Source organism: Agreia sp. Leaf244 (assembly GCF_001422695.1).
In the GTDB taxonomy this organism is placed as follows: domain Bacteria; phylum Actinomycetota; class Actinomycetes; order Actinomycetales; family Microbacteriaceae; genus Agreia.
Window position 1 is genome coordinate 109,098 of the sequence record NZ_LMLX01000004.1, and the last position, 16,231, is coordinate 125,328.

Here is a 16,231-nt window from a genome sequence, read left to right on the forward strand (position 1 = left end):
ATCGCCGGCTCTAATGATCGTCGGCCTCGGCCTCGCGGATCTCGCCCTGCAGCTCGCGCAGCGCCCCACGCAGGGCACGCTCGGCGTCGAGGCCCTGGGCCTTGGCAGACTCCACGATCGTCAGAAGCAGCCCGCCGAGCTCGTCTTCGGACTGCAGGGGCACGGAAGCCTCGGCGTCTTTGTCGAGCACACCGACCTTCTGCGCGCGCCCGATGACCTTGTCGGCCAGGGCGAGCGCGGGCATGCCCTGGGGGATGCCGTCGAGCACGCTCGTGCGCCCCGGCTTCTCGACCGCCTTCAGGTCGTCCCAGACGGCCACGACATCGTCGGCCGTGTGGGCCACCGCGTCGCCGAAGACATGCGGGTGCCGACCGACCATCTTGGCCGTCATGCGTTCGGCGACGACCTCGATGTCGAACTCCTCGCCGGGTGTGTGCGCGGCCAGATCGGCGTGGAACAGTACCTGGTAGAGAACGTCGCCCAGCTCTTCGATGATGTCGTCACGTGTTCCCGACTCCAGCGCCTCGACGAGCTCGTAGCTCTCTTCGACGAGGTACTGCACGAGCGACTCGTGGGTCTGGTCCGCGTCCCAGGCGCAGCCGCCCGGGCCGCGCAGCCGGGCGACCGTGCGAACGAGCTCGTCGAGCTTCGGGTAGCTCACGACTGCTTCTCTTTCTCTGCCACCACCGGCGCAGGAAAGAGCGCCGTGAGCACGCTCTTCGTCCAGTCGATGAGGGCGGCGTCCTCCAGAACCTTGCCGTCGACGACGGGCAACGGAATGGAGACGGCAGCCGCCTGGGCGAAATACTTCGCGTCGGGGTACATGCGGCGCATGCGCACCTGGATGGAGTCGGGAAGGTCGGCCGGGGCCAGACGCAGGTTCGACCCCATAGTGACGACCTCGCCGAGGCCGGACTTCTGGGCCTGGCGCCGCAGCCGCGACACCGCAACGAGGTTCGCCACCTGCGCCGGGGGCTGGCCGTAGCGGTCGGTGAGCTCGTCGATGACGAGGTCGATCTGCTCGTCGTTCGATGTGGGCGAGCTGGCGGTCGACAGCTTCTGATAGGCCTCGAGGCGCAGCCGCTCGCTGTCGACGTAGTCGTCGGGAATGTGGGCGTCGACCGGAAGCTCGAGCCGCAGCTCGGTCTGGCCCTCGGCCACATCTCCGCGGAAGGTCGACACGGCCTCGCCGATCATTCGCAGGTAGAGGTCGAAGCCGACGCCCGCGATGTGGCCGGACTGCTCGCCGCCGAGCAGGTTTCCGGCGCCGCGGATCTCGAGGTCTTTCAACGCCACCTGGATGCCCGAGCCGAGCTCGTTGTTGGCTGCCAGGGTGGTGAGCCGGTCGTTCGCGAGCTCGGTGAGCGGCTTGTGCTCGTCGTAGAGCAGATAGGCGTAGGCCCGCTCTCGCCCACGGCCCACGCGCCCTCGCAACTGGTGCAACTGGCTGAGGCCGTATTTGTCGGCGCGGTCGACGATGAGCGTATTGGCGTTGGCGATGTCGAGGCCCGTCTCGATGATGGTCGTCGACACGAGCACGTCGAACTTGCGCTCCCAGAAGTCGACGATCACCTGTTCGAGCTGGTGCTCGCCGAGCTGGCCGTGTGCCACGCCGATGCGCGCCTCGGGAACGAGCTCGGCGAGCTGCGCGGCGACCTTGTTGATGCTCGAGACGCGGTTGTGCACGAAGAAGACCTGGCCCTCGCGAAGGAGCTCGCGCCGGATGGCGGCCCCGACCTGCTTGTCGGAGTAGGGGCCGACGAAGGTGAGGATCGGGTGCCGGTCCTCGGGCGGGGTGGCGAGCGTCGACATCTCCCGGATGCCGGTGACCGCCATCTCGAGCGTGCGGGGAATGGGGGTGGCGCTCATCGAGAGGATGTCGACGTTGGTCTTGAGCTTCTTCAGCGCGTCTTTGTGCTCGACGCCGAAGCGCTGCTCCTCGTCGATGATCATGAGACCGAGGTCTTTGAAGCCGATGTTCTCGGAGAGCAGCCGGTGCGTGGCGATGACCACGTCGACGGTGCCGTCCTTCATTCCGGCGATCGTCTCCTTCGACTCCTTCTCGGTCTGGAACCGGCTAAGCGGGCGGAGGTGTACCGGGAATCCGGCGAAGCGCTCCTGGAAGGTCTCGAGGTGCTGCCGCACGAGCAGCGTGGTGGGAACGAGCACGGCCACCTGCTTGCCGTCTTGCACCGCCTTGAAGGCCGCACGAACGGCGACCTCGGTCTTGCCGAAGCCGACGTCGCCCGACAGCAGGCGATCCATGGGAATAGGCCGCTCCATGTCGGCCTTCACCTCGTCGATCACGGTGAGCTGGTCGGGCGTCTCGGCGAACGGGAACGCCTCTTCGAGCTCGCGCTGCCACGGTGTGTCCGGCCCGAACGCGTGACCCTTCGAGGCCATGCGCGCCGAGTAGAGCTTCACGAGTTCGACCGCGATGTCGCGCACGGCCTTGCGGGCCTTGCCCTTGGCCGCCGACCAGTCGCTGCCGCCCATCTTCGACAGACCCGGCGCCTCGCCGCCGACATAGCGCGACAGCAGGTCGAGCTGGTCTGTGGGCACGTAGAGCTTGTCGCCGGGATAGCCGCGCTTCGAGGGCGCGTATTCGATCACGAGGTACTCGCGGGTGGTCTTGATGGGGTTGCGCCCGCCCGACTTGACCTCGCGCTGCGTCAACTCGATGAACTTGCCGATGCCGTGGGTGGTGTGAACGACATAGTCGCCCTGCTTGAGCTGCAGAGGATCGACGACGTTGCGCCGCCGCGAGGCCAGCTTCTTGACCTGGCGGGAGTCGTAGCCCACCGTGCGCCCGTAGAACTCGGACTCCGCGATGAGGGCGAGCTTGATCTCGGGCAGTTGGAAACCGTGGTCGACCGTCGCCTTCAGCAGGTAGGCCATGCCCGACTCGGCGTCGTCGGGGAAGAGCTCGACGACGCGCGCCGCGATCTCGTTCTCGGCGAGAACGTCGGCGGCCCGCTCGACCAGGCCTGCGCCTTGGGCGACGACCGCCACTGTCCAGCCGTCGGCGACGAGGCCGCGCACGTGCTCGATCGCGCCGTCGACGTTGCCCTGGAAGCTCGGAACGGGATCGGCATCGATGCGCACCGTCAGGTGCTCCTCGATATCGCGATGCTCCGGCAGCACCTCGATGAGACCATCGGCCGCGCCCGGCGCCGACTGGAAGGTCGACAGGGTCCACCAGGCGCGATCGGGGCCGGCGGCGGACCGCAGCTCATTGAGCGTGATGAACTCGCCGCTGGTGAGGTCGATGGGCGCCTCGGCACCCGCGGTCGCGGCCGTCCATGCCGCGGCGAGGAACTCGCGGTTCGTCTCGGCGAGACTGACGGCGCGGCTGGCGACCTTCTCGGGCGAGAGAACAGCGATGGCCGCGCCCTCGGGCAGGTAGTGGGCGACCGTGACCAGCCTGTCGAGCAGGGCGGGAGCCAGCGACTCCATTCCCTCGACCGGGATGCCCTCGGCTATCTTGGCGAGCAGACCGGCGATGCTCGGGAACTCGTGCTGCATCTCGCGGGCGCGCTGGCGCACCGCGTCGGAGAGCAGCAGCTCGCGGCTGGGCGGCAGGTCGACGCTCGGCACAGCCGTGTCGAGCGACCGCTGGTCGGCCACCGAGAATGCGCGGATGGACTCGACCTCGTCGCCGAAGAAGTCGACGCGATAGGGGTGCTCGGCCACGGGAGGGAACACGTCGAGGATTCCGCCGCGCACCGCGTACTCGCCTCGGCGCGTGACCATGTCGACGCGCGAGTAGGCCAGGTTCACCAGGTCGAGCGAGAGCCGGGCGAGATCGTACCCGCGGCCGCCCGTGACCAGGTGGATCGGCTCGAGGTCGGCCAGATTGTCGGCGAGGGGCTGCAGCGCCGCGCGCACGGAGGCCACGACGACGATCGGCTTCTCGCCGTTCCAGGTGGCGAGCCGGCGCAGCGCGTCGATGCGCTTGCCGACGATCTCGGCGCTCGGGCTGAGGCGCTCGTGGGGCAGGGTCTCCCACGCCGGGAACTCGACGATCTCGGCGTCGGGGCTCATGGATGCGAGGGTGCCGCGGAGCATCTCGGACTCGCGGCCGGTGGCGGTGACGACCAGCAGCGCCTGCGGGAGATCGTTCGCACCGCGCTGGTCGAGAAGACCGGCGAGAAGCGGAGCCCGCAGGCCCTCGGTGAGCGAGAAGTCCGCATCGCGTGCCGCGTACGCGAGGGCGTTGTCGAACGTGGAGGCGCGCGAAAGCGCACGAGTCAAGCCCTGGAGGATCACCGTTCAAGCTTACGCGGGCCCACCGACACGCACCCCCGTGCGCGGGTAGAGTTCAGTGGATGTCCCACATTCCCCCCATCGAGCCGCCTGAGCCGGTTCGCGACGAGCGGCCCCGGCCTCGTTTCGGCGAGTACGCCCCCGAGTCGCAGCAGCAGGAGCAGCCACCGCAGCCCGCCGCGGCTCCCCCGCAGCCGAGTCCCTTCTCAGCGACGAGCCACACGCCGTCGGCAGCGGTGTTCCACAACGCACCTCCGGCGCTGCCGAAGACCCTGGGGGTCGTTGCGTTCATCGCAGCCCTCGTGGTGCTCGTGTTCGCCCTCGTGCTCTCGGTCGTCGCAGGTCTCGCCTTCGCTCCCCTCGCCGGGCAGATGATCACCGACGGCGGCACGATCGACCAGTCGGCGATCTCGGCCGACGATCCCGGTGTCGCCGCCTTCGGCGTGCTGAGCATGGCGTTCTTCGTCGGCGGAACGCTGCTGGGCCTGTGGGCGCTCGTGCAGGGCCTGATCGCCACGCTCAAGAAGCGCGGACGGGCGTTCGGAATCGTGGCCATGGCCCTGGCCGTCGCGACGCCCGTGATCTCATTCGTCGTGTTCTACGGCGTGACCTTCGCCTCGGCTCCGGAGATCTTCAGCTCCGTCGGCTGAGTCAAGCAGGTGAATGAAACTGCTGCTGGGCGGCCGTGAGCCCGTCGTCGGCGATCTTCTCGACCGCGTCCGCGGCATCCACCAGGAGATTCGGCAGGGCCTGGCGCTCGGTGCCGGAGAAATCGCGCAGCACGAAGTCCGCCGCATCCATACGACCGGGCGGGCGGCCCACCCCCACGCGAACGCGGATGAACTCGGGCGTGCCCGCGGCGCTGATGATGTCGCGGATGCCGTTGTGGCCGCCGGGGCCTCCCCCGGACTTCAACCGAACGGTGTCGAAGGGGATGTCGAGCTCGTCGTGCACCACGATCAGGCGCGACGGCTCGAGGCTGTAGAAGTTGAGCAGCTGCGAGACCGGTCCGCCCGAGTTGTTCATGAAGGAGTTGGGCTTGGCCAGGATCAGCTTCGGACCGCCGGGGCGCAGAAAGCCCTCCGCCACGGTCGAGTTCGTCTTGTGCCTGCCGAACTTCGAGCCGATGCGCGAGGCGAGCTCGTCGAGCACCATCTGGCCCACATTGTGCCGGTTGCCAGCGTAGCCGGGCCCGGGATTCCCGAGCCCGGCTACGAGCCAGACGTTGTCAGACAGTGAACTACTCGGCAGTCTCGGGCGTGCCCGTGGCCTCGTCACCGGCGCTCAGCGAGTCGCCGAGGTCGGCCTCTTCCGGCACGGTGACGTTGATGACGAGAAGCTCGGGGTCGCTGACCAGCGTCGCGCCCTCGGGCAGCACGACGTCTTTCGCGAAGATCTGGGTGCCTTCGACGGCACCCTCGATGTCGACGGTGATGCGCTCGGGGATGCTGATGGCCAGCACCTCGACGAGCAGCGTGTTCTCGTCGAGCGACGCCAGCGTGCCGGCGAAGGACTCACCCTCGACGTGGATCGGGACCTCGACCTGGACCTTCTCGCCCTTGCGCAGCACGATGAGGTCGATGTGCTCGATGATCTGCAGCACGGGGTCCTTCTGAACGTCCTTGACCAGCGCGGCCTGCTCGGTGCCCTCGATGTCGAGGTCGAGAACGGCGTTCGCCTTGCGCAGGATGAGCGCGACCTGGTGGCCGGGCAGCGTGATGTGCACCGGCTCGGTTCCGTGGCCGTAGAGAACGGCGGGGATCTTGCCGATCGCGCGGATCTTGCGGGCGGCGCCCTTGCCGAACGAGGTGCGGACCTCGGCGGAAACGCGGTTTTCGGACTGGGTGTTCTTGTCAGCCATGAGAATGTGCTCCTTGGCGAGCCGTGAGGCCCGCATCGTTAGTGTCAATGATTCAACTCGACCGCGTGTAGCGAGAGGAAAGACAGGGGTGTTGCGTGCCTCATCCACCGCGTCGATAACGGATGCGCCCGGGCACGTGATCGCACGCCGAACGGCATCCCTCGCCGAAGTTCAGTAGTCAGTGTACACGGCCGGGTCAGCGCCGGATGCGTCGCGCCCTCGCACCCGAGGCGGCCGATCCGAGGAACACGATGCCCAGCACGGCGATGAATCCCAGGGCGACGGCCGAGCTCAGTCCGCTCGCGCCGTCGGTGCCGAGCGGCCCGGACGCCGTGGTGAAGATCCAGACGACGGCGGTCGGCACCACGGCGAGGAGGCCGAGGAGCAGGGAGAGGATGCCGGCCACCGAGACGCCGACGGAGCTCCACCCGGAGGTGAGGGCGACCCCGGCCAGCACGACCGCGCCGGCGAGCAGCAGGCCGAGCGTGTTCGGCACCGGGGTGGTCGACTCGGCAGCGGTGCCGAATGACCGGAGCAGGCCGGTCGACCCGAAGGAGACCAGGACGATGCCGAGAGGTGTCGCGACGAGGCCGACGACGAGGGAGACGACCGTCTTCGCCCCTCTCCGGCTCGCCCGATCGCTGCGGGCGGCGATCACGCGGCCGAGGGCCGCGCCGAGGAACACGATTCCGGTCGCGAGCAGGAGCCCGGACTGGCACCAGAACACGAGAAGGCTCAACGGGCTCACACCCATGGCGGGCAGGCTGACGGCGACCGAGGTCGACAGGGTCGGGATCGCCAGGAACGCGATGCCGAGTCCCGTTGCGACGAGTCCGGCGACGAGCGGCCCGAGGGAGGAGAAGAGCCCGGTCAACGAGACGATGAGCACCAGCACGAGTCCAGCGGAGAGCAGCAGGATCGCGGCCGGCACGAGCTCGGTGTTCAGCCGCTGGAGCGTTTCGGAGTAGGAGCGCGCCCCGCCGGCCATCACGAGCAGCAGCGCCGGAGCCGTGATGAGCAGCGCGACAAGGGCGCTGACGATCCGACCCGCGACCGACCCTCCCCCTGATCGGCCATTCGAGCGCCCGCCGCGAGCGGGAGGATCCTGGAAGTCTGATGCGGAGAAGATGCGCTGGGACATGCAGCGATCCTGTCAGCCCGCGGCCGTCACCGCCACACGACGGCGCCGGGTGCTCGCGAACAGCACGCCGCCCACCACGAAGATTCCCGCGATCAGTTCGACCTGGTCGATCACCTCGCCGAAGGCCAGCCACGAGGCGAGCACGCCCACGACCGGAACCAGCATCGAGAACGGGGCGACGACGCTCGACGGGTTTCGTTTGAGCAGGCCTCCCCAGATTCCGTAGCCCACGAGTGTCGCGATGAGCACGATATAGAGGAGTCCGAGAACAGCAGGGAGCGCGTCCAGCGTGAAGCTCGTCGCGAGACTGTCGCCAATCCGCTCCGGGCCCTCGACCAGCAGGGCCAACGCGAGCATCGGCACCGGCGGCACCACCGACATCCAGAGCGTGAGCCGGAACGGATTCGGGGCCTCGGCCTTGCGCGTCGAGATGTTGCCGATCGCCCAGCCGAGCGCTCCGCAGAGGGTGAGGATGACGGGCAGAAGGGCGGCCACCTGGGCGCGGTGCACGGCGATCGCGGCGAGCCCCAGTACGGCGATCGCTATGCCGACGGCCTGGCGCCGGGTGATGCGCTCGCGCAGCCAGATGCCGGCGATCAGCACGGTGAAGGGCGCGGATGCCTGCAGCACGAGCGAGGCGAGGCCGCTCGGCATCCCGGCGGCCATGCCGGCGTAGAGGAAGGCGAACTGCAGGAGGCCGATGCCGAGCCCGGCACCGAGAAGCCAGCGGAACCGGATCTGAGGGCGAGGGACGAACAGCACGGTCGGCACGGCGATCAGGGCGAACCGCAGCGCCACCATGAAGAACGGCGGAAAGTGATCGAGGGCGAGCGCGGTGGCCGGGAAGTTGAGCCCCCAGCACACGGCGACGAGCACGGCGAGGAGTCGATCACGAGGAGACATGTGCCCATCGTGTCCGAGATGTCACTGAAGGACAATTGCATCAGACGTCATCGACTTTGTAGCCTGCCTACATGGATCTCAATCAGCTTGCCCTCCTTCGGGAGTTGGCCGAGCGCGGAAGCGTGACCGAAGTCGCATACGCCCTCGGCAAAACGCCGAGCGCCGTGTCGCAGCAGCTGCGCACCCTGCAGAGGCAGATGGGCACGGCACTCGTGGAACGCGTCGGACGCGGAGTGCGTCTCACCGACGCGGGGCACGCGCTGGCAGAGAGCTCGGTGCGCGTGGCGACAGCGATGGCCGAGGCGGAAGCGACCTGGAGCGCATTCCAGGGCGGAGCATCCGGCACCGTGCGCCTGGCGGTCTTCTACTCGGCGGCCGAGCTCCTGGTGCCCGGACTGCTCACGCGCATGCGCGCGCACCCCGGTATCGCACTGGAGATCTCGGATCGCGACGTCTCGCAGGACGACTTCGCGGCGCTCACGAGCGACTTCGACATCGTCGTGGCGCACCGCTCAGACGATGTGCTGCCGCCCGACCGCGAGCGCCTGGCCGTCGTCCCCCTGCTGAGGGAGCCGCTCGACGTGGCTCTGCCGATCGGTCACCCCCTCGCCTCACACCAGAAGGTCTCCCCCGCCGACGTCATCCACGAGGACTGGATCGGCGTTCCGGTCGACTTTCCGCTCGACCGGGTGCTCCAGGCCATGTCCGCCCAGGTCGGCGCACCCGCACGGGTCGTGCATCGAACAACTCACCTGCCCCTCACGGAGAAGCTGGTCGCGGCAGGACACGGCGTCGCGCTGCTGCCCCGCAACACCTCCCTGGAACGGGCGCCGGGACGGTACGTGCTGCTTCCCCTCACGGACCTCCGGGCCGGCCGCCGCATCGAGGTTCTGATGCGCCCCGACCGCGCGGCCAGGCGGGCCGTGGGCCTCGTCCTCGACGAGCTCGTGGCGGAGGCGGCGATCAGCGGCTGAGTCGCGTCAGAACGTCAGCAGCACTTTTCCCGACACCGCCGAGTCCCGTGCGACCTCGAAGGCCCGCAGGGAGTCCTCGACCGCGAACTCGTGGGTGACGACCGGGCTCACCTGCAGCGAACCGTCCGCGAGCGCGGCGATCACGTCGTCGATCTCGTCGTTGAATCGGAACGACCCGACGAGCTCGAGTTCCCGTGTGATCGCGATCGAGATGAGTGCGGGCTGTTCACCGGATGGCAGCAGCCCGACCATCACGACGCGTCCGCCCCGGGTCACCCCGCGCACGGCGGAGGCGAGGCCGCGGTGGCTGCCGGACGACTCGAGGGCGATGTCGGCGTCGACCGCGGCGATCGCGTCGGCATCCGTCGCCAGGATCGTCTTGTGCGCTCCCACGGCGGATGCGACGGCCAATGGGCCCTCGAACATGTCGGTTGCGATGATCTCGGCAGCACCGGCACGTTTCAGGACCGCGACGATGAGGGTTCCGATCGGACCGCTTCCGATCACCAGGACCCGTCTGCCCCGAACATCACCCGCCCGCGTCACCGCGTGCCAGGCCACACTGGCGGGCTCGACCAGGGCCGCGTCTCGCAGTGACAGGCCCTCGGGAAGCGCACGAAGCATCCGGCTGTCGAGCACGACGCGCGAGGCGAAGGCGCCGTCGGTATGCGGATCTCTCGCCGCGCTGCCCAGGTAGGTGCACCCCGGCGACAGATTGGGGCGGTCTTCTGGATAGCGCGAGCCGTCGCCCGCACCCGGCGTGGCCGGGTGCACGGCGACGGGAGTGCCCGCCGCGGGACCGCTGCCGTCTGCGGCGGCGATGCGCACCGTGCCCACGACCTCGTGCCCCAGCAGCATGGGGCGCCTGAGGATCGACTCTCCGGCCGCGCCGTGCAGCCAGTAGTGCAGATCGGAGCCGCAGATGCCGCCGTAGGCGATGTCGACGACGGCCTGGTCTGCCCGGGGTGTCGGCACCTCCACGCTCTCGACCCGCAGATCGTCCTTGGCATGCGCTACGACGCCGACCGCGGTCGATTCCTCGGCCGCACGTGCTGCTGTGGTGGTGGTCATCGGGTGCTTCTCCTAGACGATCGTGCTGCTGAGGGTTCCGATCCCCCCGAGGCTGATGTCGACCCGGTCGCCGGGCACGACGGGAAGGAATGTGCGCGGCGCGCCCGTCATGATGACGTCGCCCGCCTCGAGGTCGAGCCAACCGGTCACGTAGACGAGGGTCTGCACCACGGTCGAACCGAGGTTGAACGAGCCCGACTCCGCGAGCACGACGCCGTTGATCGCCACCTCGGTGGGAACGGACTCGGGGTCGGCGATGTCCGTCTCGATCCACGGCCCGAGCGGGGTGTAGTTCGCCCCGCTCTTGCTCTGGAAGTTCTTCTCGTCGATCGGAACCTGGTCGACGTTGGTGACGTCGTTGGCGATCGTGTAGCCGAGGACCGCATCGAGGGCGTTCTCCGCGGTGAGCTTGGAGGCGTGACGACCGATCACCACGGCCAGCTCTCCCTCGATGTTCACGGTGCCGACGTCGCGCACGATCGCGACGCGGGCTTCCGGGCCGGTGACGCTGTGCGGCGACTTGTACCAGGCCTGGATCGGCAGCACGTGGTCGTTGTTGCCCTTGTTCTGGGCGATGCCGAGCAGAACGCGGGGGTCGACCGGAGCGAGCAGCACGGCGTCGTCGAAGGCCGTCGAGGCGCCGGTGTACTGCAGTCGATCGGCGAAGGGATCGACCATGTGCTGCCAGCCGGTCGCATCGGCCACGGCGTAGGTCGGACCGGCGGATGTCTGGAGTCGGGCGATCCGCATCAGACGACCGCCGTCATTCCGCCGTCGACGTAGACGACCTGGCCGTTGACGAAGTCCGAGGCGCGTGAAGAGAGAAACACGAGGGTGCCCACAAGGTCTCGGGTATCGCCCCATCGCCCCGCCGGGGTGCGCGTCTTCACCCACGCACTGAACGCTTCATCGTCGACGAGCGCCTGTGTGAGCTCCGTCGCGAAGTAGCCGGGGGCCAGCGCGTTGACCTGGATGCCGCTGGGACCGAGATCGGCGCACATGCCCTTGGTCAGCATTGCTATGCCGCCCTTGGTCGCCGCGTAGGCGGCGATGCCGGGACGACCGAGCTGCGATTGCACCGAGCCGATGTTCACGATCTTCCCCGATCCGCGGCCCACCATGCCCCGCGCGACCCGCTGTCCCACGAAGAACGCGCTCGACAGGTTGGTGGCGACCAGGTCGTTCCAGTCGCCGAGGCCGAACTCTGTGAAGGGCGCCCGGCGCTGAATACCCGCGTTGTTGACGAGGATGTCGATATCGCCCATCTCCTGTTCGATGCGCGTGATGCCCGAGTCGACGGCGTCGGGATCGGTGACGTCGAACGTGGCGGTGCCGACCTCGGCGTCGGCGGCATCCAGCACCGATAGCCGAGCGGCGTCGAGCGTCTTCTGGTCGCGACCGTGCAGCACGACCCGCGCGCCCGCAGCCGCCAGGCCGCCGGCGAGCGTCAGGCCGATTCCGCGGCTCGATCCGGTGACGAGCGCGGTGCGCCCCGTGAGGTCGAAGAGGTCTGTCTCAGCGCGAGGCACGGGCAAGGTATTCCTTTCGTGAGACGATGGCGGTGGGGCGGGTGCGCACGTCCTCGTCCGTGTCGAGCGACGCATCCTGCAGCGAGGTCAGGTCGCGACCGCGGGTCTCTCCGGCACGATGAATGTGGTGGCGAACGTGATCGCGGCGAGCACGAACACGTAGGTCGCCAGGGGCCACCACGCGCCGCCGGAGATTCCGATGAACCACGCGCCGAGAACGGGCGCCAATCCGCCGGCGAGGACAGCGCTCAGCTCGCGCGATGTCGCGACGCCGATATACCGGTGCCGGTTGCCGAACAGTTCAGGCAGCAGCGCACACTGCGATCCGAGCATCGTGTTCACACCGAATCCGATGGCCACGGCGATCACCACGATCACGACGACGGGGTTGCCCAGCGACAGCAGCCACCAACCCGGGAAGGCGAGCACCAGAAGGAACAGCGCGCCGAACCGGTAGACGGGCAGTCGACCGAAGCGGTCGGAGAGGTGACCGGCGAACGGCACCGACACGATGCCGACGAGCGATCCCACGGCGACGGCCAGCGGGCCGATCCACGCGCCGACGCCGATGGTGCCGACGACGAAGCTCACAGCCAGCGTATTGAAGAGGTAGGAGCCGCCGTTCTCGGCCATGCGCAGTCCGATGCCGCGAAGCACATTGGGGAAGGAGCTGGTGAAGATCTCCTTGAGGGGGCTGTCCGCCACCTGGTCCTGCTTCTCGAGCTGCACGAACGTCGGGCTCTCTCGCAGGCGGAGCCGAATGAACAGCGCGACGCCGATGAGCACGATCGATGCCAGGAACGGGATGCGCCACACACCGGCGAGCAGCACCTCGGTGGGCAGCGTGCCGAGATACACGAAGACACCCGCGGCGAGCAGCGTGCCCGCCTGGATGCCGATGAACGGCAGGGCGGCGAAGAATCCGCGGCGACGCACGGGCGCGTACTCGGCCATCAGCACGGTTGCTCCTGCCTGTTCGGCGCCTGCGCCGAATCCCTGCAGCAGGCGCATGAGCACGAGCAGTGCCGGGGCCCAGAGCCCGATCTGGTCGTAGGTCGGCAGCGCGCCCACGAGCGTGGATGCCCCGCCCATCAGCGCGATGGTGACCAGCAGCACCCACTTGCGGCCGAGCCTGTCTCCGATGGTTCCGAAGAAGATGCCTCCGAGCGGACGGGCGATGAAGCCGACTCCGAACGTGGCGAAGCTGGCCACGAGGCCGGCGGCCGGGTCGAGGTCTGTGAAGAAGACCTTCGAGAAGATGAGCGCCGAGGCCAGACCGTACAGCGCGAAGTCGTAGTACTCGAGAGCACTGCCGACACTGGAGGCGAGGGTGGCCCGCCGAAGATTCGCCGCGTAGTCCGGGTCGTCTGATGCCCTGGCGGGTGTGGATGGTTGGTTCGTCGTCACGGTCGTTCCCCTTGCCCGGGCTGCTCTGCCCGACGAGACCGACGCTAACACCATGCTGAACGGAGTTCAACATTCTGAACGAATTAAATTCGGGTCATTTTTCGATGCGCTGCCATACGAGTCACGCGACGAGGAGCGGCCTCGTCAACTCGTCTGCGGCGGCGCGCAGGGCGTCGAGAACCTCGGAGCGCAGCTCCTCGGTGTCCCCCGGGTGCACGAGCGAGGCACCGATACTGAATGAGGGCTCACCCACCCGACTCGAGGGGATGAGCACGGCCAGTCCGAGCACGCTGAGATGCACTTCGCCGTCGTCGACGGCATACCCCTGCGCTCGCGTCTCCTCGAGCTTCGCCTGGAGCGACGCCAAGTCGGCGGTGGAACGATTCGTCAGGGTGACGAGATGACTCGGCTCCCGGAAGAGCGCCTCGATGCGCGCAGGATCGAGTTCGGACAGCAACGCGGTGCCGACCGCGGTCGCAGAAGCCGGGTACCGGTCTCCGACGCTCGCCGACAGAGGAAAGCGTTCGCGTCCCTCGTAGACGGCGAGGTACAGCACCCTGACTCCGTCGAGCATCGCGATCTGCACGAGCTGCGTGCGCAGCACCTCGGATTCCTCGCAGATGCGATAGAACTCGCGAATCTGGTCGAACCCGGCGAGATAGGCGCTGCCCAACTCGACCGCACGACGCCCGAGCAGAAAACCCCCCTCGGTGCGGCGCACCAGGCCGCCCTCCTCGAGAGAGGCGCACAGGTTGGAGGTCGACGACTTGGCGATGCCGAGTTCCCGCGCGATATCGCTGAGAGCCCGCGCACGCCCCGGCGTCTCGGCCAACAGATCGAGGATCTTGACCGCCTTCACGACAGCGGGGGCGAGTGCACCCTTGTCGGCGTCGATGTCTGGAACCGCCATGGTCTCCCTCTCGGCCCGAGCCGTCGGTTAGTAGAACTCGACCGTATCAACCCGGTTGATGAGTTGCTCACCGTCGAGGTAGCGTCGCGCGTTCTCGGCGAAGAGCTCGGCGATCAGCCTGTCCTCCTCCGAATTGAGGGCCGCCGTATGCGGACTCACGAGCACATGCGGAGAATCCCAGAGCGGGCTCTGGGCGGAGAGAGGCTCGGACGCGAACACATCGAGAGCGGCGAATCCGATGCGGCCGTCGTCGAGGGCGGCGACAAGCGCCTCCTCGTCGATGACCGTTCCTCGACCTACGTTGACCAGCGTCGTTCCCGGCGCCACGTTCGCCAGAACCCGCGCGTCGATCATCTTCTCCGTGGCCGCCGTGCCCGGCAGCGTCACGACGATCCCGTCGACCCGTGACACGACATCCGCGAGGTCGTCGGTGCTCACGAGCTCGTCGACACCCTCCACCGGCGTGCTGTGCCTGCTCGTTCCGACCACCGTCGCGCCGAGCGCCTTCAGTTTTCGGGCGGTCTCGCGGCCGATGCTTCCCAGCCCCACGACGAGGATGGTCTGCTGGCCGAGGTGCTTCATGTTCCACCGGCCGGTCCAGCGGTGCTCGCGCTGCTGCTGCTGCAGGCGCGGGAGCGTCTTCGCGCCGGCGAGCAGTCCGAACAGTGCGAACTCGGCGAGCGGTCCGACGTGCACCCCGGCCGATGAGGTGACGGCCACGCGCTCGAGCTGTTCCTCGGTCAGACCCGCCTTCTTCACCTGGGCCCCCACACCGGCGGGCATCCCCTGCACCCAGCGCAGACCGGGGTTCGAATCGGCCGCTCGCTTGAGCGCGGTGGCCGACTCGTCAGGCAGGCCGTAGAGCACCTCGGCACTGTCGATCAGCTCCTCGAACCGTGCCTGCTGGTCGGGAGTGCGCTCGAACGCGGGGTCTCCTGAATGGTCTCCGGCGAAGCGCATCGGAGGCAGCAGGGCCTGGTCGCGGATGAAGTCGATGCGCGGTTCTCGCGAAACGACCATCTCGATGAGCTCTTCGCTGATCGGGGTCGCCGCCACCACGCGGAGTCGCTGGTCTTCTCGGGTCACGTCGTCGTCCTTAGAAATCCGTAAACTGGTCGACAACAGTCTACTCGGCTATTCACTCTAGTGAACAGTGTTCTATATGCTGGTCGCATGTCAATGGCGCATGAGGCTTCCTCCCCCCCACACCTCTCTATAGGCATGATCGGGCTCGGCAACATGGGAACGCCCATGGCCCTGAACCTCATTGCGGCCTTCCCCGACCGGGTCTCCGTGACCGGCCGCTCAAAGAGTCGGGCCGCCGATGTTCTCGCCGCCGGCGCGACCTGGGCCGAGACTCCCGCCCAGCTGGCCGATACCAGCGACGTCGTCATCCTCATGGTCCCCGATCTCCCCCAGGTCAACGAGCTTCTCTTCGGCGACAAAGGCATCGCCGCGGCCGACACCGAGTGCGTGGTGGTCGTCTGCTCCTCGGTCTCGCCCACGGGCATCCGCTCGACCGACGAACGACTGCGCGAGCGGACCGACGGTCGGATGCGCGTCGTCGACGCTCCCGTCTCTGGCGGAACGGAGGGCGCATCCGCGGCAACACTGTCGATCATGGTCGGTGGCGCCGACGGCGATGTCGCCATCGCCCTGCCGGTTCTCGCAGCCTGCGGAACGCCCGTGCACCTCGGCCCGCTCGGCTCCGGCGACATCGCCAAGGCCTGCAACCAGCTGATCGTGGCCGCGACGATGGCCGCCGTCAGCGAGGCCAGCGTCATCGCCGAACGATCGGGCCTCGACCTCGACACTCTCCTGACACTCCTGCAGGGCGGCTACGCGGGCAGTCGCGTGCTCGAGACCAAGAAAGACAGGCTCGTCGCACGCGACTACTCGCCTTCGGGCGTCGCCCGCTTCATGGTCAAAGACCTGTCATTCGCCCACGCCGCGGCCGTCGATACGGCCACGACGACGCCGATTCTGGATGCGCTCCGCTCCCAGTTCGACGGCCTCGTCGCAGCGGGTCTCGGCGACGACGACCTCGCCGTCATTCACCGCTATATCGAAGACCTCGACCAACCCCGTTAGCTACGCTGTAGAACACAGACCAACACCTAGGAGACCAGACAGTGTCAGACACTTCAAGTTCGACGGCCACCGCCAACA

General features: G+C 68.1%; 15 protein-coding genes. 3 read left to right on the forward strand and 12 right to left on the reverse strand.

The window, feature by feature from the left end; all coding sequences use genetic code 11:
• Positions 1-10: 10 nt before the first annotated feature.
• Together ASF06_RS12565 and mfd are read right to left on the reverse strand one after the other, a co-directional pair.
• Positions 11-661, reverse strand: a complete 651-nt coding sequence (locus ASF06_RS12565) for a MazG family protein (protein ID WP_055947565.1) — start codon at positions 659-661, stop codon at positions 11-13.
• The gene (mfd, locus tag ASF06_RS12570; protein WP_055947569.1) at positions 658-4,269 is read right to left on the reverse strand and encodes a transcription-repair coupling factor; all 3,612 of its coding nucleotides are present in this window, start codon (positions 4,267-4,269) and stop codon (positions 658-660) included. Before mfd ends, ASF06_RS12565 begins: the two co-directional genes overlap by 4 nt.
• A 59-nt stretch (positions 4,270-4,328) precedes the next feature.
• On the opposite strand from mfd, the gene ASF06_RS12575 reads away from it, so the two are divergent.
• Positions 4,329-4,916 (forward strand): hypothetical protein, encoded by a 588-nt coding sequence (locus tag ASF06_RS12575; RefSeq protein WP_055947572.1) that lies wholly within the window; start codon positions 4,329-4,331, stop codon positions 4,914-4,916.
• Between the two features lies 1 nt (position 4,917).
• On the opposite strand, the gene pth is transcribed toward ASF06_RS12575, so the two are convergent.
• The 4 genes from pth to ASF06_RS19560 form a co-directional block, all read right to left on the reverse strand.
• On the reverse strand, positions 4,918-5,502 hold the full coding sequence (gene pth / locus ASF06_RS12580; protein ID WP_082500967.1) for an aminoacyl-tRNA hydrolase: 585 nt from the start codon (positions 5,500-5,502) through the stop codon (positions 4,918-4,920).
• Between the two features lie 4 nt (positions 5,503-5,506).
• Positions 5,507-6,127 (reverse strand): 50S ribosomal protein L25/general stress protein Ctc, encoded by a 621-nt coding sequence (locus ASF06_RS12585; RefSeq protein WP_055948459.1) that lies wholly within the window; start codon positions 6,125-6,127, stop codon positions 5,507-5,509.
• Positions 6,128-6,323: 196 nt separating this feature from the next.
• Positions 6,324-7,268, reverse strand: coding sequence for a hypothetical protein (locus tag ASF06_RS19555; protein WP_055947574.1), 945 nt, complete (start codon positions 7,266-7,268; stop codon positions 6,324-6,326).
• Positions 7,269-7,280: 12 nt separating this feature from the next.
• Entirely contained in the window at positions 7,281-8,171 is an 891-nt protein-coding gene (locus tag ASF06_RS19560) for an EamA family transporter (RefSeq protein WP_055947577.1), read from the reverse strand.
• A 71-nt stretch (positions 8,172-8,242) separates the two neighbouring features.
• Between ASF06_RS19560 and ASF06_RS12600 the strand changes: the two genes are divergently transcribed.
• Positions 8,243-9,145 (forward strand): LysR family transcriptional regulator, encoded by a 903-nt coding sequence (locus ASF06_RS12600; protein ID WP_055947580.1) that lies wholly within the window; start codon positions 8,243-8,245, stop codon positions 9,143-9,145.
• A gap of 6 nt (positions 9,146-9,151) precedes the next feature.
• Here the strand turns inward: ASF06_RS12600 and ASF06_RS12605 are convergent, their stop codons facing one another.
• From ASF06_RS12605 to ASF06_RS12630, 6 genes are all read right to left on the reverse strand, one after another.
• The gene (locus tag ASF06_RS12605) at positions 9,152-10,216 is read right to left on the reverse strand and encodes an L-idonate 5-dehydrogenase (RefSeq protein WP_055947586.1); all 1,065 of its coding nucleotides are present in this window, start codon (positions 10,214-10,216) and stop codon (positions 9,152-9,154) included.
• Positions 10,217-10,228: 12 nt separating this feature from the next.
• Positions 10,229-10,966, reverse strand: coding sequence for a fumarylacetoacetate hydrolase family protein (locus tag ASF06_RS12610; RefSeq protein ID WP_055947589.1), 738 nt, complete (start codon positions 10,964-10,966; stop codon positions 10,229-10,231).
• Positions 10,966-11,745: an SDR family oxidoreductase gene (locus ASF06_RS12615; protein WP_055947592.1), complete on the reverse strand. Its 780-nt coding sequence runs from the start codon at positions 11,743-11,745 to the stop codon at positions 10,966-10,968. Before ASF06_RS12615 ends, ASF06_RS12610 begins: the two co-directional genes overlap by 1 nt.
• 87 nt (positions 11,746-11,832) lie before the next feature.
• Entirely contained in the window at positions 11,833-13,152 is a 1,320-nt protein-coding gene (locus ASF06_RS12620; protein ID WP_235500999.1) for an MFS transporter, read from the reverse strand.
• 121 nt (positions 13,153-13,273) lie between these two features.
• Positions 13,274-14,062, reverse strand: a complete 789-nt coding sequence (locus tag ASF06_RS12625; RefSeq protein ID WP_055947595.1) for an IclR family transcriptional regulator — start codon at positions 14,060-14,062, stop codon at positions 13,274-13,276.
• Positions 14,063-14,089: 27 nt separating this feature from the next.
• On the reverse strand, positions 14,090-15,148 hold the full coding sequence (locus tag ASF06_RS12630) for a D-2-hydroxyacid dehydrogenase (RefSeq protein ID WP_235501000.1): 1,059 nt from the start codon (positions 15,146-15,148) through the stop codon (positions 14,090-14,092).
• Between the two features lie 135 nt (positions 15,149-15,283).
• Here ASF06_RS12630 and ASF06_RS12635 point away from each other — a divergent pair, with 135 nt between their 5' ends.
• Complete coding sequence (locus ASF06_RS12635) at positions 15,284-16,153, forward strand: NAD(P)-dependent oxidoreductase (RefSeq protein WP_235501001.1); 870 nt, start codon at positions 15,284-15,286, stop codon at positions 16,151-16,153.
• Positions 16,154-16,231: the final 78 nt, after the last annotated feature.